We start from the raw sequence: 20,827 nt of genomic DNA, 5'->3' as shown, positions 1-20,827 counted from the left end.
TGTAAGTTGATTGAAAATTTTTAGTTAACTTACAAATCTACTCTATTTTTTTAAGGAATGAAATCATGTCAAATTATGCAATTATTTTAGCAGCTGGTAAAGGAACTCGTATGAAATCTGACCTTCCTAAGGTTCTTCATAAAGTTTCAGGAATTACAATGTTAGAACATGTCTTTCGTGCGGTATCAGCTTTGAATCCAGAAAAAAACGTTACTGTTATTGGACATAAAGCAGAAATGGTTCGTGAAGTTTTAGCTGGCAAATCAGAATTTGTCATGCAAACAGAACAACTTGGTACTGGTCACGCTGTCATGATGGCAGAAGACGAATTGGCTGGTCTTGATGGTCAAACACTTGTTATCGCAGGTGATACACCACTTATCACTGGCGAAAGCTTGAAAGAATTGATTGAATTTCACGTTAGCCACAAAAATGTTGCAACTATTTTAACAGCGACTGCTGAAAATCCATTCGGTTATGGACGTATCATCCGTAATGAAAATGGTGAAGTGCTTAAGATTGTTGAACAAAAAGATGCTTCTGAATATGAACGTCAAGTCAAAGAAATCAATACAGGAACATACGTTTTTGATAACAAACGCTTGTTTGAAGCTCTTAAAAATATTAATACAAACAACGCTCAAGGTGAGTACTATTTGACTGACGTTATTTCAATTTTCCGTAACGCTGGTGAAAAAGTTGGTGCTTACGTGCTTCATGATTTTGATGAAAGTCTTGGTGTTAATGACCGTGTAGCTCTTGCAACAGCAGAAGATATTATGCGCCGTCGTATCAACAAAAACCATATGGTTAATGGTGTCACTTTCCAAAATCCAGCAGCAACTTATATCGATGTTGATGTTGAAATTGCACCTGACGTTATGATTGAAGCAAATGTAACCCTTAAAGGAAATACTAAAGTTGGTTCTGGTTCTGTTTTGACAAACGGTACTTATCTTGTTGATTCTACAATCGGTGAAAATGTTGTAATCACAAATTCAATGATTGAAAAATCTGTCGTTAAAGATGGTGTCACAATTGGTCCATTTGCTCACGTTCGTCCAGATTCAACACTTGAAGAAATGGTTCACGTTGGTAACTTCGTTGAAGTGAAATCATCAACTGTTGGTAAAGGTACAAAAGCGGGTCACTTGACTTACATTGGAAACACAACAACTGGACATGATGTTAACTTTGGTGCCGGAACTATCATCGCTAACTACGATGGTCAACATAAATTTAACACAACTATTGGAAACAATGTCTTTGTTGGAAGTAACTCAACAATCATTTCTCCAGTGACATTGGGTGACAATGCACTTACAGCAGCAGGTTCAACAATTTATCAAGATGTTGAAAAAGATGCGCTTGCAATTGGACGTGGTCGTCAAGTTAACAAAGCAGGTTATGCTCTTAACAAACCACACCATCCAAACAACAAGAAAAAATAATCAAGAAAGTCTGGAACGAAAGTTCCAGACTTTTTAGAAAAATTTAGGATATTTCAACGATATTTCGAAGGCTTAATCTTATGAGAATAGCATTTCTTACTATTTTGTAGTAAAATTTATATGGAAATATTTTTAGGGAGAATACCGAGTATGGATTTTGAAGAAAAAACGCTCAAACGAACTGAGATTTTTGATGGGCATGTTTTTAAGGTTGTTGTTGATGATATTGAGTTACCAAATAATCTTGGACAAGCTAAGCGTGAATTGGTTCTTCACCGAGGAGCTGTTGCTGTCTTAGCTGTAACAGATGATGATAAAATCATTTTGGTCAAACAATACCGCAAAGCAATCGAAAAAGTTTCTTATGAAATTCCTGCTGGTAAACTCGAAATCGGCGAAAACGGTTCTGAACAAGAAGCCGCTGCACGTGAATTAGAAGAGGAAACAGGATATTCTGGCGATTTAAAACAAATTCATGAGTTTTATACAGCTATTGGTTTTTGTAATGAGAAGATTAAGCTTTATCAAGCAACTCATTTGCAAAAAGTGCCAAATCCACGTCCACAAGATGATGATGAAGTTTTAGAAATTCTTGAATTAACCTACCAAGAATGTATGGATTTGGTCAAATCTGGAGCAATCGAAGACGCTAAAACGATTATAGCCCTTCAGTATTATGCTCTGCATTTTGGAGGATAAAATGGGAAAACCACTTTTAACAGACGAAATAATCGAACGTGCTAACCGTGGTGAAATCTTTTATGATGACAATTACGAGGATACCGAAGAGACAAAAATTATCTCTACAGATCATTTTGATACACTGAATACTTACGTACCTTACGAGCGAGAAAGTTCACGAGGTCTCTTGGATAAGTTGAAAGAACGTAAAAATGATAATCAGCACGTTTATAAAAGTCGTCGAATTGAAAACGCGAAGCGTAGCAAGTTTCAACGAAAACTAAATCTTATTATGTTTATTGTGATTTTATTGCTGATGGCTTTATTTTTCGCAGTCTTTAATTTATAAAAAATGAAAGGAGAAACAGGATTACTGATACCTTTACGGTGTTAGTTCTTGTGAGTGTTATTATGAAAATTGGAATTATTGCAGCAATGGAACAAGAATTAGAACTTCTTGTTAGTCATTTGGAAAACAAAGTTGAGCATGATGTTTTGGGAAATACTTACTATGAAGGTCAACTAGGGAAGCACCAAGTTGTCCTTGTTCAATCAGGAATTGGTAAAGTTATGTCTGCTATGTCTGTAGCAATTCTTGCTGACCATTTTAGTGTTGATGCTCTTATCAATACAGGTTCAGCTGGTGCTGTGGCAGAAGGATTAAGTGTTGGTGATGTGGTTGTTGCTGACAAATTGGTTTACCACGATGTTGACGTCACAGCATTTGGCTATGATTACGGTCAAATGGCTGGACAACCGCTCTATTTTGAATCAGATGATGCTTTTGTTAAGACATTTGAACAAGTGTTAAGCGAAGCAAATGTGACAAGTAAAATTGGATTGATTGCTACTGGTGATTCATTCATTGCTGGTCAAGATAAAATCGATGCTATTAAATCTGCTTTCCCAGCTGTTCAAGCAGTTGAAATGGAAGGTGCAGCTATCGCACAAGCAGCTCATAATTTGCACAAACCATTTATCGTTGTTCGTGCTATGTCTGACACAGCAGCTCATGACGCTAACATTACTTTTGATGAATTCATCATTGAAGCTGGTAAAAAATCAGCTAAAATCTTGATGTCATTCCTTGAAAAATTAGCATAAAAAATAACCAAAGGTTAACTACCTTTGGTTTTTTTATTAGTCATTAATTTTTTGCACGTAAATCTGCTCAGCGATTCTTTCAGGGATGACAAGCTGATTCGTACCATATGCAAGAGTGTGTGTCTTAGCAAAATCGTCAACTTTAATAAGTTCAACGACATCATTGATTTTTAGCCCATGTTCTGCTAAGTAATTAAGTAGACGTGCTTCGTCATGGGTACGACTGATGTGATAACTTCCCAATTCTTCGATCTGGCTGAGGGTTTCATTGTGAACCTCAATCAAGAGTTCACCTTTCTTAGGAATAGTACCACCGTGCGGACAAAATTCAGGAAAGCCTAGTTTTTCTTCTAGGCGATCGATGAAGGTTGTTGAAACGGTGTGTTCAAGTACCTCAGCTTCTTGGTGAATTTCATCTGGGCTGTAGTTGAGATAACTGTCCAAGAAGACCTCGATAAGGCGGTGTTTACGGTAGAGTTTTGAGACGAGTGATAACCCTTTGCGAGTGAGGTAGTAACCCACTTCTTTATCTTTGATGATAAGTTCTTCAGCAATCATTTTTTTAACCATTTCAGTGACGGCTGGTGCTGAAACTTCCATTGAGGCAGCAATTCGCTTATTGGTGATTTTGGTTTTAGTTTCTCCAAGTTCGTGAATACATTTTAGATAATCTTCTTTATTAGGTGTCATAGTCTCTCACTTTCTGTCTCTCTATTATAGCAAAAAATTATTCGAACATGATGCCAATTGCTTGCTAGATAAGGATTTTTTAAAAAAACAAGTCAGGAATTCCTAACTTGCTTTACAGAATTTATTTGAATTGATAATCTTTAACGATTTCAATACTTGTGATAGTAATATCAGTAGTTGGTTTGTCGTTGCTGTCAGTTTCAACGCTGGCAATGCTATCAACGATATCCATGCCACTGATAACTTGACCAAATACAGTATAGTTGCCATCTAAACTTGGATTTCCACCTTTGGCATAAGTATCGATAATAGCTTTTGGATAGCGATCGCTTGAGAGTTTTGAAGATTGATCAGCAGTATTTTGGTTGATGAAAAATTGACTGCCGTTGGTATCAGCGCCAGCATTTGCCATAGCGAGTGCCCCACGAATGTTGTAAAGATAAGGTGAGATTTCATTTGCAAAGCCGTTACCAGAATCGATTTTTGTATTCTTACCATTCCAGATGGATTCACCGCCAGTACCGTCTCCTTTAGGGTCACCTGATTGAATCATGAAATCTGAGATAACGCGGTGGAAAAGCAGATTGTCATAATACCCTTTTTTTGCATGAGTTAAGAAGTTTTCCACTGCTAGTGGTGCGTATTTTGGAAAAAGCTTGAGTGTGATGTCACCTTTAGAGGTGTGTATAATCACTTCAGCTTCATCTTTAGCAACTTCTGATGATAATTGTGGAAAGGCAGAGCTATCGGATTTTAGTGCTTTTTGGACATCTTTAGCGTATTGTTTTGAAGAAGATTCGCTTGCGCTTTGTTGAATTTTGGCATCCACATACTCGTCTCCGCGGATAGCGCGTGTCATGTTTTCGCATCCTGATAAGCTTGCTAGGCATACTGCTACTAGAGCAAATTTCCAAATTTTTTTCATGATTCCTCCTATAAAGAAAACGTTTAAAAACTGTTAATGACTACATTTTATCACAAATCGAAGCTGATGACTTAAAAGTCTAAAAAATGGTATAATACTCGTATGGCAAAAACAAAAAGTAGAAAAAAAGGACGTCGTACGAGACGCCCGACAAAAGCAGAAATAAAAAGACAAAAAGCAATGGAACGCTTCATCATGGCGATTATTACTGCAGTTATTTTTTTCTTTGCAATTGCTCGCTTGGGAATTTTTGGGATAACTGTTTATAATATTGTCCGATTTGTAGTAGGTAGTTTAGCTTACGTGCTGATGTTTGCGGTTCTTATATATTTTATCGGATTCAAGTGGCTTCACAAGCAAACGGGGCTTATTGGTGGTTTTGTTGTGACGATGATTGGGCTTTTGCTTGAATGGCATGCTTACCTTTTCTCACTTGCAAAATTCCGTGATAAGGAGATTTTCTCGACCACAGCTGGCTTGATTTACAATGATTTAATCAGATTCAAAGTGACGACATTTGCTGGTGGAGGGATGCTTGGTGCTCTTCTTTATAAGCCAGTAGCCTTTCTCTTCTCAAATATTGGGACATTTTTGATTGGTGGATTGTTCATCGTTTTAGGATTGTTTTTGATGAGCCCATGGGAAGTCTATGACTTGGTTGATTTCTTTAAAGAAAAATCTCAAGAATGGGCTGCAAAAAATGAAATTAGAAAACAAAAACGCTTTGTCAAACGTGAAGAAAAACGTGCGCTTGCTGAGCAAAAACGTCAAGAACAGGCTCAAAAAGAGGAAGAAGAGCGTTTGGCTCAATTAACAGTTGATGAGGAAACTGGTGAAATTCTTGATGGACCTGACGACAACGAAGCGTCATTATTTGAAAATCTTCCAGCAGAACCAGAAGCAAGTGAACCTGAGATTCTTGCTTATAATCAGTCACTTGATGACCTTGATGTACCAGCACTTGATGATGAAAAATCTGAGATTACGCCAGCTGAGCAAGCAATGCTTGATGAAGAAGACGACAATGAGCCACTAGATGTTGATTTCACAGCCAAGGCAAATCTTCTCTATAAGTTGCCGACAATTGACCTTTTTGCACCAGATAAACCTAAAAATCAATCAAAAGAAAAAAATCTGGTTCGTAAGAATATCAAGGTTTTAGAAGATACTTTCAACAGTTTTGGTATTGATGTTAAGGTTGAACGTGCCGAAATTGGTCCGTCAGTTACAAAATACGAAGTAAAACCAGCTGTTGGTGTGCGTGTTAACCGTATTTCAAATTTGGCTGACGATTTAGCCCTTGCGCTTGCTGCCAAAGATGTTCGCATCGAAGCACCGATTCCAGGTAAATCTTTAGTCGGTATTGAAGTACCAAACTCAGAGATTGCTACAGTTACTTTCCGTGAGCTTTGGGAACAAGCAGACACAGATCCAAATAAACTTCTTGAAGTTCCGCTTGGTAAGGCTGTTAACGGAACTGCCCGTACCTTTGACCTTGCTCGCATGCCGCACTTGCTTGTAGCAGGTTCAACTGGTTCAGGGAAATCCGTTGCTGTTAACGGAATTATCGCAAGTATCTTGATGAAAGCTCGTCCAGATCAAGTCAAATTCATGATGATTGACCCTAAGATGGTTGAGTTATCAGTCTATAACGACATTCCCCATCTTTTGATTCCAGTAGTGACAAATCCACGAAAAGCAGCGCGTGCACTTCAAAAAGTGGTTGATGAGATGGAAAATCGTTACGAACTCTTCAGTCATTTTGGTGTGCGAAATATCGCAGGATACAATGCTAAGGTTGAAGAATTTAACGCAAAATCTGAGCAAAAACAAATTCCATTGCCACTGATTGTGGTTATTGTCGATGAGCTTGCCGACTTGATGATGGTTGCTAGCAAAGAAGTTGAAGATGCTATTATTCGATTGGGACAAAAAGCGCGTGCAGCAGGGATTCATATGATTCTTGCTACACAACGTCCATCTGTAGATGTCATCAGCGGTTTGATTAAGGCAAACGTGCCATCACGTGTAGCCTTTGCCGTATCATCAGGAACTGATAGTCGTACGATTTTAGATGAAAATGGTGCTGAAAAACTTCTTGGACGTGGTGATATGCTCTTTAAACCAATTGATGAAAATCACCCTGTTCGTTTGCAAGGTTCATTTATATCAGATGATGATGTTGAACGTATTGTTGGCTTTATCAAAAATCAAGCTGACGCAGATTACGATGATAGTTTTGATCCAGGTGAAGTGTCTGAATCTGATTTGAAATCAGGTGGAGGCGGTGCTTCGCAAGAAGGTGACCCGCTCTTTGAAGATGCTAAAGCTTTGGTTCTTGAAACTCAAAAGGCAAGCGCCTCAATGCTTCAACGTCGTTTATCAGTCGGCTTTAACCGCGCAACACGCTTGATGGATGAACTAGAAGCAGCAGGAGTTATCGGACCAGCCGAAGGAACAAAACCACGTAAAGTCCTAATGACCAATCCAAATCCAGAAGCATAATAAAAAAACGTTAGCCAGAAGGTTAACGTTTTTATTATGCAAGTGTAAAAACTAAAATTAAAACAATAATGTAAAAAATAAATGTGACGATAAAACCTGAACGCCAGAAAAATTTACCAAAACGACGGTAAGAAAATGAGTGATTTCTCTTTAAGAAAAATGCGGTTAAGCTAAGCGCCAGTAAGGATAAACAGATTAAATAGTAAAAAAAGACACTGCTATCTAAAAATTTATTAACGACCAAAGCAATCTCAAACGCAAAAAGTGGAAAAGCAAGGTCGGTAAAGAGAATGCCAAAGCGTTTTAAATTGAAAAAATTAACCAGAATATAAGCAAAAATTGGTGTTAAAAAGATAAAAGAAAAGGAAAATAATTTGTACATCATCATGTCTTATATTTTATACTGAAAGTTTGAAGAAGTAAATGATTACTATGATATATTTTTAAGGAAAATGTTGCTCAAAAAAGTCGATGAAAATAATAGTTTAAAATCTTAAGGAAAATTAAAAAATAATGAATCATATTCCTTGCTTTTTCCTAGAATTAATGTATAATGGTAGGGTATGCTATTGAGCATATCTGTGGGAGGTAAAAATCTTAATTACCGCCAAAACCACAACAGGAGGATTTTATAAATGGCTAAAAAAGTCGAAAAAGTTGTTAAACTTCAAATTCCTGCTGGTAAAGCTACACCAGCTCCACCAGTCGGACCAGCTCTTGGTCAAGCAGGTATCAACATCATGGGATTCACTAAAGAATTTAACGCTCGTACAGCTGATCAAGCTGGTATGATCATCCCAGTTGTTATCTCAGTATATGAAGATAAATCATTTGATTTTGTAACTAAAACTCCACCAGCTGCTGTTCTTTTGAAAAAAGCTGCAGGTGTTGAAAAAGGTTCAGGAACACCTAACACAACTAAAGTTGCAACAGTTACTCGTGCACAAGTACAAGAAATTGCTGAAACTAAAATGCCAGACTTAAACGCTGCAAATGTTGAATCTGCAATGCGTATGATTGAAGGTACTGCTCGTTCTATGGGATTCACTGTTGTTGACTAATCAATAGCAACCCAAATTGTGACTTAATTGAGGTAAACACACTGTACCATTGAGATTAATTCACGCTAGACCCGCAAGACTTCATCGTAATTTGATGAGTGACGTGGGAGATTTTAAATCAAATCGATATGACCACATTACAAGGAGAATTTTAAATGGCTAAAAAAAGCAAACAAATGCGTGCTGCACTTGAAAAAATCGACAGCACTAAAGCTTACAGCGTAGAAGAAGCTGTAGCTCTTGCAAAAGAAACAAACTTCGCAAAATTTGATGCATCTGTAGAAGTTGCATACAAACTTAACATTGACGTTCGTAAAGCAGACCAACAAATCCGTGGTGCAATGGTATTGCCAAACGGTACTGGTAAAACACAACGTGTTCTTGTATTCGCACGTGGTGCTAAAGCTGAAGAAGCTAAAGCTGCTGGTGCAGACTTCGTTGGTGAAGACGACCTTGTTGCTAAAATCAACGACGGTTGGCTTGACTTTGACGTAGTTATCGCTACACCAGACATGATGGCTATCGTTGGACGTCTTGGACGTGTCCTTGGACCTCGTAACCTTATGCCAAACCCTAAAACTGGTACAGTAACTATGGATGTTGCTAAAGCAGTTGAAGAATCTAAAGGTGGTAAAATCACTTACCGTGCTGACAAAGCAGGTAACGTACAAGCTATCATCGGTAAAGTATCATTCGACGCAGACAAATTGGTTGAAAACTTCAAAGCTATCCACGAAGTTATGGTTAAATCTAAACCAGCTACTGCTAAAGGTACTTACATGACTAACTTGTCAATCACTACTACACAAGGTGTAGGTATCAAAGTAGATCCAAGCTCATTCTAATTGATACATTAAAGAATCCGTTTCTTTGAAACGGATTTTTTTATGGGCTGTGTGATTAATTTTATAGGAAAAAAGGGAAATTATTTATCAGTTTTAAAGTCATAAAGTGCTTGGCTGTAATCTTTTAAAATTCCGCGGATTTTGCTAGGTAAAACAGGCATTTTATGTTAAAATAGTAAAGATAAAAGAAGGAGTAACTTGAAGTGGAACCTAAGTATAAACGTATTTTAATTAAATTATCTGGTGAAGCGTTAGCTGGTGAAAAAGGTGTCGGAATCGACATTAAAACTGTTAAAACTATCGCAAAAGAAATTGCTGAAGTACATAGTTCAGGTGTCGAAATTGCTTTGGTTATCGGTGGTGGAAACCTTTGGCGCGGGGAACCAGCTGCTGCAGCTGGTATGGATCGTGTTCAAGCGGACTACACTGGTATGCTTGGAACAGTGATGAACGCTCTTGTTATGGCTGATAGCCTTCAACAAAATGGTGTTGACACTCGTGTTCAAACATCAATTCCAATGCAAAACGTTGCAGAACCATACATCCGTGGTCGTGCTCTTCGTCACCTTGAAAAAGGTCGCATTGTTATCTTTGCTGCTGGTATCGGCTCACCTTACTTCTCAACTGATACAACAGCCGCCCTTCGTGCAGCTGAAATTGACGCCGAAGCTATCTTGATGGCTAAAAATGGTGTTGACGGTGTTTATAACGCCGATCCTAAGAAAGATGCTAACGCCGTTAAATTTGATGAATTGACTCACGGTGAAGTTATCAAACGTGGTCTTAAAATCATGGATGCAACTGCATCTACTCTTTCAATGGACAACGATATTGATTTGGTTGTCTTCAACATGAACCAAGCTGGTAATATTAAACGTGTTGTCTTTGGTGAGGCAATCGGAACAACTGTTTCAAATAAAGCTGAACACCACGACAACTAATTGTCAGCTCTGCTATTTCCCAAAAAACAAGAAATGAGGATTAATAAAATCTATGGCTAATGCTATTATCGAAAAAGCTAAAGAACGCTTTGAGCAATCACACAGTTCATTAGCACGTGAATTTGCTTCAATTCGTGCAGGTCGTGCAAATGCATCACTTTTGGACCGCATTCAAGTAGAATACTATGGAGCAATGACGCCACTTAACCAATTGGCTTCTATCACAGTTCCAGAAGCACGTGTTCTTTTGATTTCTCCATTTGATAAATCATCTTTGAAAGATATCGAACACGCTATCAACGCTTCAGACCTTGGTATTAACCCAGCTAACGATGGTTCAGTAATTCGCTTGGTTATCCCAGCTCTTACAGAAGAAACTCGTAAAGCTCTTGCTAAAGACGTTAAAAAAGTTGGTGAAAATGCTAAAGTTGCTATCCGTAACATCCGCCGTGATGCTATGGACGAAGCTAAAAAACAAGAAAAAGCTAAAGAAATCACTGAAGACGAATTGAAAGTTCTTGAAAAAGACATTCAAAAAGCAACTGACGAAGCTGTTAAACACATTGACACAATGACAGCTAACAAAGAAAAAGAATTGCTTGAAGTCTAATCAATAAGGTTTGGGGGTGGACTTTCCACTCCCTTTTATAAAGGAAAGAATACATGAATAATTTACTTGCCACTGTCATCACAGGTCTTGTGATTGATGAAAATGCAAAAGCATATTTTGTACAAAAAGACGGTGTGACTTTCATGCTTGATAAAGCTGAAGGTGAACATAAGATTGGTGATATGGTCAAAGGTTTTGCCTACACAGATATGCATCAAAAAGCTCGTTTGACAACTGCAGAGGTTGCTACAACCCGTACAAGTTATGGTTGGGGAGTCGTGACAGAAGTTCGTCGCGATTTAGGAGTCTTTTTGGATACTGGCCTTGCTGACAAACAATTTGTTGTGTCACTTGATGTTTTGCCTGATTTGAAAGAACTTTGGCCTAAAAAAGGTGATAAACTCTATGTTCACCTTGACGTAGACAAAAAAGACCGCATTTGGGCTATTCCAGCTCAACCAGAAATTTTCCAAAAAATGGCTGGTCCGGCTTACAACAACATGCAAAATGAAAAACTGCGCGCCATTGTTTATCGTTTGAAATTATCAGGAACTTTTGTTTACCTTCCAGATAATAACATGCTTGGATTTATTCACCCAAGTGAACGTTATGCTGAGCCACGTCTTGGTGAAGAAGTAACAGCTCGAGTGATTGGATTCCGCGAAGTTGACCGCACACTCAATTTGTCATTGAAACCTCGCTCATTTGAAATGCTTGAAAATGACTCACAAATGATTTTGACTTATCTTCAGTCAAACGGTGGGTTCATGACATTGAATGATAAATCATCCCCTGCAGATATCAAAGCTACTTTTGGTATTTCTAAAGGTCAATTCAAAAAAGCACTTGGCGGTTTGATGAAAGCACGCAAAGTAAAACAAGATCAATTTGGTACTGAGTTGATTGAAGACGCTGAATAAGTCTTATCTGTTCAATATTGGTGCAAAAAAAGTGTCCCTTGGGCACTTTTTTGATATAATATTACCATTAAAATTTTGAGGTGATGGAATGGAACGTGCGATTTTTGCTGGTGGTTGTTTTTGGTGTATGGTGCAGCCATTTGAAGAATTAGATGGAATTTTGTCTGTACGCTCAGGCTATACTGGTGGTCATGTTGAAAATCCAACATACGAAGAAGTCAAAGCTCATAAGACTGGACATACTGAAGCGGTAGAAATTATTTTTGATGAAGAAAAAGTTTCTTATGCTGATTTAGTTGAACTGTATTGGGCACAGACAGATCCGACAGATGCTTTTGGGCAATTCGAAGATCGTGGTGACAATTATCGTCCGGTCATTTTTTACAGTGATGACCGCCAAAAGGAAATTGCGGAAACATCAAAAGCTGCTTTACAGGCTTCAGGACGTTTTACGGATCCGATTGTGACTGCTATCGAGCCAGTGCAACCATTTTATTTAGCTGAGGATTATCATCAAGGATTTTATAAGAAAAATCCTGAACACTATGCTAAAAGTAGTGCAATAAGACATGCTTTCTTGGAGGAAAACTGGAAATGAGAAAATCATTTTATACTTGGTTGATGACTCAGCGCAATCCTAAAAGTCATGAACCAGTAGCGATTTTAGCTGATCTTGTTTTTGATGATACGACATTTCCAAAACACACAGATAATTTTGAAACGATTAGTCGTTATCTAGAAGATGAAGCTGATTTTGCTTTTAATCTTAGCGAATTTGACAAAATTTGGGAAGATTATCTTGCTCACTAAGAGCTAAGGATTTTTAAATAACAAATGAAATCACGGTAAGTCGTGATTTTTTGCTTTAAATAAGCTATAATAGGCTTATCAAACACAAAGAAAGAGGGACTCTATTTGCAAGAGCATTCTGTTGAAATTACTTTAAATCATCCTGATGATGTGCTAGCGCTGTTTGGCTCAAATGAGCGTCATTTGAAATTAATTGAAGATAATCTTGGGGTGATTATTCATGCCCGTACAGAGCGTGTACAGATTTTAGGAGATGAAGAAGAAAGTGTCGAGTTAGCGCGTGTAACGATTCAAGCTTTGCTAGTTTTGGTTTCTCGTGGCATGTTAGTTAATACATCTGATGTGGTAACGGCTCTTTCTATGGCGCAAAATGGCTCTATTGACAAATTTGTTGCCCTTTATGAAGAAGAAATTATCAAGGATAATTCTGGAAAACCGATTCGTGTAAAAACACTTGGACAAAAAGTTTATGCAGACAGTGTTAAATCACATGATGTAGTCTTTGGAATTGGACCTGCAGGAACTGGTAAGACATTCTTAGCGGTTACTTTAGCGGTAACAGCTTTAAAACGTGGTCAAGTTAAACGTATCATTTTGACACGACCAGCAGTTGAAGCTGGTGAGAGTTTAGGATTCTTGCCAGGTGATTTAAAAGAAAAAGTTGATCCATATCTTCGTCCAGTTTACGATGCACTTTACCAAATTTTAGGAAAGGAGCAAACAACCCGTTTGATGGAGCGAGATATTATTGAAATTGCTCCGCTAGCTTACATGCGTGGTCGAACACTTGATGATGCTTTTGTGATTTTGGATGAAGCACAAAATACAACAATCATGCAAATGAAGATGTTCTTGACACGTCTTGGTTTTAACTCTAAAATGATTATCAATGGTGATACAAGCCAGATTGACCTACCTAAGAAAGTTAAGTCAGGTCTTATTGATGCTACTGAAAAATTAAAACACATTAAGCAAATTGATTTTGTTCATTTTTCAGCAAGTGATGTGGTTCGTCACCCAGTAGTTGCTGAAATTATTAATGCTTATGAAAAAAGATGCTGAGAGAAAGCAAGGTCATCATTTAACTGAAAAAGCAGCTGAAACTGCTACAGAATCAGGCTTTGCAAGCTATGAGACTATTGGTCAGCCAGCTAGCGATAAAAAAGAATAATCCAATAATCACGCACCAAAATGGTGTGTGATTTTTTTGTAAAAAATATAATTTTCATATTTGCGAATAGGCTAAAAGGCGATTTTTTGTGGTAAAATATCATTATATTGAATAAATAGTAATTTTAATTGCATAAGTATTTTTTTGAGTTATAAGGAGGGGAAACATGTGTGATCGCGCTTCACTTGAAGAATTGAATAAAATCAGCGAAAAATTGACAAATCAAGCTGACAAGCTAAGTCATGAATTAAAAGCTCTAGATAAAGTTGAATATAAAGCTTACGAACGTGATGAAGAAGCTGAATTGCTCGTTAAAATGAGTGAACAAGCTAAAGTACTAGCACATGAATTTCAGACTCTGCTTTTCAATATCAATGCAAGTATGGAAAAAATTTGAGGTTAATTCTTTTAACCTCTTTTTTTGTGTGATAAAATGTGAGAAAATTGGTCATAAAGTGAGGTAAGAGATGATTGAAGAAGAATTAAAAAAGAATAAAACAATGGAAACAAATCGATTTTTGTTAAGGCCTGTTACGATGGCTGATGCAAGTGCTATGTTTTCTTACACCTCTGATAAAGAAAATACTAGATGGGACTTTCCAGCTAACCAAAGTATTGAAGAAACTAAAAGAGTGATTGAGGATGTTTATTTAAGAAATCCTCTTGGCAGATATGGCATTGTTTTAAAAGAAACATCTGAATTCATCGGTACAATTGATATTATGAATTGGTCTGATGGTATCAGTGCAGAAATTGGTTATATCATCAACAAAAGTTTTTGGGGACAAGGTATTGCGACTGAAGTTAGTCAAAAAATTGTCGACTTTTGTTTTGAAGGTTTAGGGCTAAAAGAAGTTAATGGCTATTGTGCTGTTGAAAATCCAGCTTCGGCGCGAGTATTGAGTAAAATCGGCATGGTGGAAGTAGAGCGTATCCCGAACGCAAAACAATTTAATGGAAAATGGGTGACTTTTCAACATTTTCAAATTAAAAAATAATTTTAGCTTTGAAATTTTTACCACATTCTCGATTAAATTATCAAAAAGTTACCATAACTTGTTTGCGTTTTCACAGAAATATGATATACTCTTATTGGATATGCAACCGATTGCAAATAAAAAGGGAAAAACATTTGGGAGGATAGCTTATACGTTAATCATAATAGCAATGTTATTTCAGGATTAGCAGAATAGTATGTGATTGATTGGGCAGGTTTCGCACATCGTTCTAGCTTATTTTTTTACAATTCAACGAAAGCGGTTGCGTATTCCTAACTTATCTTTTTAGGAGATTATCCATGACATTTCAGAATAAAGCAAATTTTAAAAAGAAAATGAAAAAAAGTCTAGGTTCATTGCTCATTTTAACAGCTATTGGTGCTGGTGGATTAGTCCAAGTTAAAGTCGTCAATGCAGATGAGCAGGTATCAATGAAAGATGGTACGATACTTCATGCGTGGTGCTGGTCTTTTAATACCATTAAAGATAATATGCAAGCCATTAAAGATGCTGGTTACACAAGTGTCCAAACGTCCCCAATCAACACTGTTGTAGCTGGTGAAGGTGGAAATAAGAACTTAAAAAATTGGTATTATCAATACCAACCAACTATTTATAAAATCGGTAACTATCAATTAGGTACTGAAGAAGAGTTTAAAGAAATGAATCGTGTGGCTGACCAATACGGCATTAAAATTATTGTGGATGCCGTTTTAAACCACACAACTTCAGATTACAATCAAATCAGCCAAGAAATTAAAAACATTCCTAACTGGACACACGGAAATACCCTCATTTCTAGTTGGCATGACCGCTATGATGTCACTCAAAATGCTCTTCTTACACTTTATGATTGGAATACTCAAAATGAATATGTCCAACAATATTTGTTGAGTTATTTGAAACAAGCAGTAGCTGATGGTGCGGACGGTTTCCGCTATGATGCCGCAAAACACATCGAATTACCAGGTGAATACGGCAGTAACTTCTGGAATGTTATTTTGAACAACGGTTCTGAGTTCCAGTACGGAGAAATTTTGCAGGATGATGTTTCAAATGATGCTGGCTATGGTAAGTTGATGAGTATCACTGCTTCGAATTACGGTCAAAAAATCCGTTCAGCTCTAAAAGACCGTCGCATTTCAGCAGGAAACTTGATGAATTATCAGGTTTCAGGTGTTGACGCAGCAAATCTTGTTTTGTGGGTAGAATCACACGACAATTATGCGAATGATGATCAAGAATCAACATGGATGAATGATAGTGATATTCGTCTTGGATGGGCTATGATTACAGCTCGTGCTAAAGGAACACCATTGTTCTTCTCACGTCCAGTTGGTGGTGGTAATGGTACACGTTTCCCTGGTCAATCACAAATCGGTGACGCTGGAAGCGACCTTTACAAAGATGCGACAGTGACTGCTGTTAATAAATTCCATAATGCTATGGTCGGAGAGTCAGAATACCTTCGCAACCCTGGTGGCGATGAACAAGTTGCGATGATTGAACGTGGCACAAAAGGTGCTGTTATTGTGAACCTAGTTGATGGCGACAAGCAAATTAATTCTGAAACTAATTTGGCTGACGGTACATACACAGATAAGGTTTCTGGTCGACAATTTAATGTTTCAAATGGTCGTATTACAGGTAGCGTTCCATCGCGCTCAGCTGTCGTCTTGTATGATGAACAAGCTAGCCAAGCAGCTCAAGTTTCAGTTGATGGTTACAAAGAAGGTGACAATAGCATTTCTAAAGCTACAGAAGTAACATTGAAAGCTAAAAATGCTGACTCTGCAACTTACAAACTTGGTAATGGTCAAGAAGTGGCTTACAAAGACGGTGATAAAGTCACTGTTGGTGAAGGGCTTGAAGCTGGTCAATCAACTACCTTAACATTGACTGCAACAGGAGCTGATGGTCAAACAACAACTAAGACATACACTTTTATAATGAAAGACCCAAGCGCTGAGACAAACATTTATTTCCAAAATCCAGATAATTGGTCAGAAGTTTATGCCTACATGTACTCAGCAAAAGATAATAAACTTCTTGGTGCATGGCCTGGAACTAAGATGACTAAAGAAGCATCAGGTCGTTATTCAATCACAGTTCCTGCTTCATATGCAGAAGAAGGTGTGAAAGTAATCTTCACAAATAATCAAGGCTCACAATATCCACAAAATGAAGGCTTTGATGTCAAGGCAGAAGGATTATATTCAAAAAATGGTTTGATGCCTGATGTACCAGCAGGAAAAACTCGTGTAACCTTTGATAATCCTGGCGGTTGGGATAGTGCGAATGCTTACCTCTACTATGGAAATCCTGTTCAATACCCTCTAGGTGTATGGCCTGGAACACAAATGACTAAAGATGATGCTGGCAATTTCTACCTCGATCTTCCAGAAGAATATGCTGATGTAAATGCAAAAATCATCTTTAACCAACCTGGAACAAGTAACCAGTTCCCTTATAGCGAAGGATTTAATCTAGTAAAATCTGGAAACTATAATAAAGACGGACTAAAATAATTGTTCTTATCTCAATTCTAACTCCTTTCCCTAAGAAGTAGCTTTTCCCTCAGGCTACTTCTTTTTGTACTCAAAAACTTTCTTAGAGGCTAAAATGGCGCTGTTATCTGTAATATGGTATAATATGCTTGATATAATTAGATTTGAAAGAAGATTTATATGTACGTTGAAATGATAGATGAAACTGGTCAAGTTTCAGAAGAAATCAAAAACCAAACTTTGGATTTATTACAATTTGCTGCTGAAAAGACTGGTAAAGAAAATAAAGAAATGGCTGTGACTTTTGTGACAAACGAACGCAGTCATGAATTGAATTTGGAATATCGTGATACTGACCGTCCAACTGACGTCATCAGTTTAGAATATAAACCTGAATCAGATTTGTCATTCTCAGAAGAAGATTTGGCTGAAAATCCTGAATTGGCTGAAATGCTAGATGAATTTGATGCTTATATCGGTGAGCTCTTTATTTCAGTTGATAAAGCGCGTGAACAAGCAGAAGAATACGGTCATTCTTTTGAACGTGAAATGGGCTTCTTAGCGGTGCATGGTTTCTTACACATTAACGGATATGACCATTATACGCCTGAAGAAGAAAAAGAAATGTTTACTTTACAAGAAGAAATTTTGACTGCCTATGGACTTAAGAGACAATAATTCACCTAAAAAGTGGAAAAATCGCACCTTGATGTCGAGTATGGAATTTGCCATAACTGGGATTATTACAGCATTCAAGGAAGAACGAAATATGCGAAAGCACATGGTATCAGCTATTTTAGCGACTTTAGCAGGAGCTGTTTTTCGTCTGTCAGCGATGGAATGGTTATTCTTATTTTTAGCCATCTTTTTAGTTATTACTTTGGAAATGATTAATTCTGCTATTGAAAATGTGGTTGACCTTGCTAGTGATTATCACTTTTCAATGCTAGCAAAAAATGCTAAAGACATGGCAGCAGGAGCTGTGTTAGTAGTGTCTGCTTATGCTGTGGTGACAGGATTGATTATTTTTGTGCCAAAAATTATTGCTTTGATTTTTGGAAGTCACTAACATTATTTTTATAGGAAATTGAAAGGAGTAGGGGCGTTTGACGTCCTTTATATCTTATGTTTAAATCAGGTTTTGTAGCGATTTTGGGTCGCCCAAATGTTGGTAAATCAACATTCTTGAACCACGTGATGGGGCAAAAAATTGCTATCATGAGCGACAAAGCTCAAACAACTCGTAATAAAATTATGGGTATCTACACAACTGATACCGAACAAATCGTCTTTATCGACACACCAGGTATTCACAAACCAAAAACAGCACTTGGTGATTTCATGGTTGAGTCTGCTTATAGCACACTTCGTGAAGTAGAAACAGTGCTTTTCATGGTGCCAGCTGATGAAAAACGCGGTAAAGGTGATGACATGATTATCGAACGTTTGAAAGCTGCCAAAATTCCAGTTATTTTGGTCATCAACAAAATCGATAAAGTTCACCCAGACCAACTTTTGGAACAAATCGATGATTTCCGTAGTCAAATGGATTTCAAAGAAATTGTGCCAATCTCAGCTCTTCAAGGAAATAATGTTGAAACTTTGCTTAATATCTTGAAAGATAACTTAGAAGAAGGTTTCCAATACTTCCCAGAAGACCAAATCACTGACCACCCAGAACGTTTCTTGGTATCAGAAATGATTCGTGAAAAAATCTTGAAGTTGACTGAACAAGAAGTGCCGCACTCTGTTGCAGTTATCGTTGATTCAATGAAACGTGACCCAGAGACAGATAAAGTTCACATTCGTGCGACAATCATGGTTGAACGTGACAGCCAAAAAGGTATTATCATCGGTAAAAAAGGTGCTATGCTTAAGAAAATTGGTAAAATGGCTCGTCGTGATATCGAGATTATGCTTGGTGACAAGGTTTATCTTGAAACTTGGGTTAAAGTTAAGAAAAATTGGCGTGATAAAAAACTTGACCTCGCTGACTTTGGTTACAACGAGAAAGAGTATTAAGATTATCAATAACTGGCGAGAACATTTGACAATTTGTTCTCGTTTTATTTTAGTGTGATTTTATACTCAAGCCTTTTCTGTTAAAAAATCGCGATACACAACCACATTTGTTAAAATATAAGTGGATTAATTGAAAAGGGAAACTCTGGGTCTTGCCTAGAAATACTTGGAAAAATCTGCTTGTGCATTTTAGACTTTTTGGAAGGTGAAAAAGATGGGGAAAAAGGATAAAAAAGTAAAATTTAATAAGAAACACATTCTAAAAATCCTTCTTGTTGGTCTTGTAGTATCCTTAATGGTTATTTTTGGAGTAAAACTTTATAAAAATTACCAACTGTCTAAGGCTTCAACTATGTCTTTTAAAGAGGCATTAGTTACCACGACTAGAAACGATAAAAATGCGGTCATTACAGTAGGGACAATTAAAAATGAAAAAATTGATTATACTGTATATGGTAAAGATGGGAAAATCTTGCCTAAAAAGACACATGTGTATGAGATTGGGTCACTTACTAAAACATTTACAGCTGCTTTGGTGGCTAAAGCTATTAGTGAAGGTAAGATTGATCTCAAAGCAAGTATTGCTGATTATCTTGATTTACCAAGAGACAAAACTTATCCTAGTATAGAAGAGTTATTGACACATACTTCAGGCTACAAAGCTCACTATATTGAAGGTCCTATGATTGTTAATATGCTGTCTGGTCAAAATCCTTTTTATGATATTAGTGATGAGATGCTACAAAAGAAAGTTGCTGACATAACACTGCCAGCTGATGACTATAATTTTTCTTATTCTAATTTTGGTTTTGCTGTCTTAGGTCAGATTTTAGAAAAAGTTTATGGTCAGGATTATCAAAGTTTACTCAATGATTTTTCGCAGACTGAATTAGGGTTAACTCATACTAAAATTTCTAAACAAGATGGTGATTTGGGACATTATTGGAAGTGGAAATCAGATGATGCTTATTTATCAGCAGGTGCTGTCACCTCAGATATCGTAGATATGTTGTCCTATGCCAAAATGCAACTTGATGGTGAAAAATATTTTTTTGAAAGTCATCGAAGCTTAAAGAAAATCGGTGCTAATTCTGAACAATATCAAAAAATGGGGATTCGCCTGGATGAAATCGGTATGGCTTGGTTTATTGATAAGGATAAAAAAATTATTTGGCATAATGGTGGGACAAGTCATTATAATGCTTATTTAGGTTTTAATACAAAAACAAATACAGCAGTAGTTGTGTTGTCAAATCTTGCACCAGAAAAGCGCATATCAGCAACCATATTGGGAATCAAAAAATTGAATGAACTTAGCGAGTGATTAAGGCATTATTTTTGTGAGGAAATGCCCGTAGTTTTTACAGCTTGATTTATCACACAAAAGATAAAAAATGTTATATTTAGATTTCCTATAAAACTTATTTAGAAAGGAGAAGGACATGTTCGTGTTGCTTTGAACACGGACGAAAGGCTGTGTAAATAGATGGGAGTGAGACAAATAAAATCTCCAGTAGAGATTTTATTTGTCTCACCCCCGCACAGTTGAGTAGGGTTATAAAAGCTGATTTATCAGCGCATTAGAA

General features: G+C 37.1%; 22 protein-coding genes and 1 pseudogene. 20 read left to right on the top strand and 3 right to left on the bottom strand.

The genetic code is table 11. The annotated features are described in order from the left end of the window. Positions 1-65 precede the first annotated feature (65 nt). The 4 genes from glmU (at position 66) to ACNTMY_RS07320 (ending at position 3,236) form a co-directional block, all read left to right on the top strand. A complete protein-coding gene (gene glmU, locus ACNTMY_RS07335; RefSeq protein WP_423215960.1) occupies positions 66-1,451 on the top strand; it encodes a bifunctional UDP-N-acetylglucosamine diphosphorylase/glucosamine-1-phosphate N-acetyltransferase GlmU in 1,386 nt (461 codons plus the stop codon). A 150-nt stretch (positions 1,452-1,601) separates the two neighbouring features. Continuing rightward, the gene (locus tag ACNTMY_RS07330) at positions 1,602-2,150 is read left to right on the top strand and encodes an NUDIX hydrolase (protein ID WP_021142906.1); all 549 of its coding nucleotides are present in this window, start codon (positions 1,602-1,604) and stop codon (positions 2,148-2,150) included. A 1-nt stretch (position 2,151) separates the two neighbouring features. After that, complete coding sequence (gene macP, locus ACNTMY_RS07325) at positions 2,152-2,481, top strand: cell wall synthase accessory phosphoprotein MacP (protein ID WP_423215959.1); 330 nt, start codon at positions 2,152-2,154, stop codon at positions 2,479-2,481. Positions 2,482-2,543: 62 nt separating this feature from the next. Further along, positions 2,544-3,236, top strand: a complete 693-nt coding sequence (locus ACNTMY_RS07320) for a 5'-methylthioadenosine/adenosylhomocysteine nucleosidase (RefSeq protein WP_423215958.1) — start codon at positions 2,544-2,546, stop codon at positions 3,234-3,236. 36 nt (positions 3,237-3,272) lie between these two features. On the opposite strand, the gene ACNTMY_RS07315 is transcribed toward ACNTMY_RS07320, so the two are convergent. After that, the gene (locus ACNTMY_RS07315) at positions 3,273-3,926 is read right to left on the bottom strand and encodes a metal-dependent transcriptional regulator (protein ID WP_423215957.1); all 654 of its coding nucleotides are present in this window, start codon (positions 3,924-3,926) and stop codon (positions 3,273-3,275) included. A gap of 121 nt (positions 3,927-4,047) precedes the next feature. Next, the gene (locus ACNTMY_RS07310) at positions 4,048-4,851 is read right to left on the bottom strand and encodes a peptidylprolyl isomerase (protein WP_423215956.1); all 804 of its coding nucleotides are present in this window, start codon (positions 4,849-4,851) and stop codon (positions 4,048-4,050) included. Between the two features lie 102 nt (positions 4,852-4,953). Between ACNTMY_RS07310 and ACNTMY_RS07305 the strand changes: the two genes are divergently transcribed. Then, entirely contained in the window at positions 4,954-7,356 is a 2,403-nt protein-coding gene (locus ACNTMY_RS07305; RefSeq protein ID WP_423215955.1) for a DNA translocase FtsK, read from the top strand. Positions 7,357-7,390: 34 nt separating this feature from the next. Here the strand turns inward: ACNTMY_RS07305 and ACNTMY_RS07300 are convergent, their stop codons facing one another. Next, the gene (locus ACNTMY_RS07300; protein ID WP_423215954.1) at positions 7,391-7,744 is read right to left on the bottom strand and encodes a DUF3397 domain-containing protein; all 354 of its coding nucleotides are present in this window, start codon (positions 7,742-7,744) and stop codon (positions 7,391-7,393) included. A 247-nt stretch (positions 7,745-7,991) separates the two neighbouring features. Here ACNTMY_RS07300 and rplK point away from each other — a divergent pair, with 247 nt between their 5' ends. The 15 genes and pseudogenes from rplK to ACNTMY_RS07225 all read left to right on the top strand — a co-directional run bounded on the left by rplK (position 7,992) and on the right by ACNTMY_RS07225 (position 20,565). Further along, positions 7,992-8,417: a 50S ribosomal protein L11 gene (rplK, locus tag ACNTMY_RS07295; protein ID WP_423215953.1), complete on the top strand. Its 426-nt coding sequence runs from the start codon at positions 7,992-7,994 to the stop codon at positions 8,415-8,417. A 155-nt stretch (positions 8,418-8,572) separates the two neighbouring features. Continuing rightward, on the top strand, positions 8,573-9,262 hold the full coding sequence (rplA, locus tag ACNTMY_RS07290) for a 50S ribosomal protein L1 (protein ID WP_004232886.1): 690 nt from the start codon (positions 8,573-8,575) through the stop codon (positions 9,260-9,262). A 203-nt stretch (positions 9,263-9,465) separates the two neighbouring features. Then, entirely contained in the window at positions 9,466-10,203 is a 738-nt protein-coding gene (gene pyrH / locus ACNTMY_RS07285) for a UMP kinase (RefSeq protein WP_004232885.1), read from the top strand. Between the two features lie 52 nt (positions 10,204-10,255). After that, positions 10,256-10,813: a ribosome recycling factor gene (gene frr, locus ACNTMY_RS07280; RefSeq protein WP_004232884.1), complete on the top strand. Its 558-nt coding sequence runs from the start codon at positions 10,256-10,258 to the stop codon at positions 10,811-10,813. A gap of 53 nt (positions 10,814-10,866) precedes the next feature. Continuing rightward, complete coding sequence (locus ACNTMY_RS07275) at positions 10,867-11,733, top strand: CvfB family protein (protein ID WP_423215952.1); 867 nt, start codon at positions 10,867-10,869, stop codon at positions 11,731-11,733. Positions 11,734-11,821: 88 nt separating this feature from the next. Continuing rightward, positions 11,822-12,331, top strand: coding sequence for a peptide-methionine (S)-S-oxide reductase MsrA (gene msrA / locus ACNTMY_RS07270; protein WP_423215951.1), 510 nt, complete (start codon positions 11,822-11,824; stop codon positions 12,329-12,331). Next, complete coding sequence (locus ACNTMY_RS07265) at positions 12,328-12,543, top strand: YozE family protein (protein WP_074628431.1); 216 nt, start codon at positions 12,328-12,330, stop codon at positions 12,541-12,543. Before msrA ends, ACNTMY_RS07265 begins: the two co-directional genes overlap by 4 nt. A 105-nt stretch (positions 12,544-12,648) precedes the next feature. Beyond that, positions 12,649-13,714 (top strand): annotated as a pseudogene (locus ACNTMY_RS07260) (PhoH family protein). A gap of 166 nt (positions 13,715-13,880) precedes the next feature. Continuing rightward, complete coding sequence (locus tag ACNTMY_RS07255; protein WP_423215950.1) at positions 13,881-14,111, top strand: hypothetical protein; 231 nt, start codon at positions 13,881-13,883, stop codon at positions 14,109-14,111. A gap of 70 nt (positions 14,112-14,181) precedes the next feature. Beyond that, the gene (locus ACNTMY_RS07250) at positions 14,182-14,712 is read left to right on the top strand and encodes a GNAT family N-acetyltransferase (RefSeq protein WP_423215949.1); all 531 of its coding nucleotides are present in this window, start codon (positions 14,182-14,184) and stop codon (positions 14,710-14,712) included. Positions 14,713-15,011: 299 nt separating this feature from the next. Beyond that, positions 15,012-17,240: a starch-binding protein gene (locus ACNTMY_RS07245; protein WP_423215948.1), complete on the top strand. Its 2,229-nt coding sequence runs from the start codon at positions 15,012-15,014 to the stop codon at positions 17,238-17,240. A gap of 159 nt (positions 17,241-17,399) precedes the next feature. After that, complete coding sequence (gene ybeY, locus ACNTMY_RS07240; RefSeq protein ID WP_021142888.1) at positions 17,400-17,897, top strand: rRNA maturation RNase YbeY; 498 nt, start codon at positions 17,400-17,402, stop codon at positions 17,895-17,897. Continuing rightward, positions 17,878-18,288: a diacylglycerol kinase family protein gene (locus ACNTMY_RS07235; RefSeq protein ID WP_004232870.1), complete on the top strand. Its 411-nt coding sequence runs from the start codon at positions 17,878-17,880 to the stop codon at positions 18,286-18,288. Before ybeY ends, ACNTMY_RS07235 begins: the two co-directional genes overlap by 20 nt. A gap of 56 nt (positions 18,289-18,344) precedes the next feature. After that, positions 18,345-19,241 carry a GTPase Era gene (gene era, locus ACNTMY_RS07230; protein ID WP_024343708.1) on the top strand — a complete coding sequence of 299 codons (897 nt, stop codon included), beginning with the start codon at positions 18,345-18,347 and terminating at the stop codon, positions 19,239-19,241. A 214-nt stretch (positions 19,242-19,455) separates the two neighbouring features. Beyond that, on the top strand, positions 19,456-20,565 hold the full coding sequence (locus tag ACNTMY_RS07225) for a serine hydrolase domain-containing protein (protein ID WP_423215947.1): 1,110 nt from the start codon (positions 19,456-19,458) through the stop codon (positions 20,563-20,565). Positions 20,566-20,827: the final 262 nt, after the last annotated feature.

Origin of the sequence: Streptococcus equinus, from assembly GCF_049393735.1 — a bacterium.
GTDB lineage: Bacteria > Bacillota > Bacilli > Lactobacillales > Streptococcaceae > Streptococcus > Streptococcus equinus_G.
Note: the sequence above shows the minus strand (reverse complement) of the source record. Positions and strands in the feature narration are given on the sequence as shown.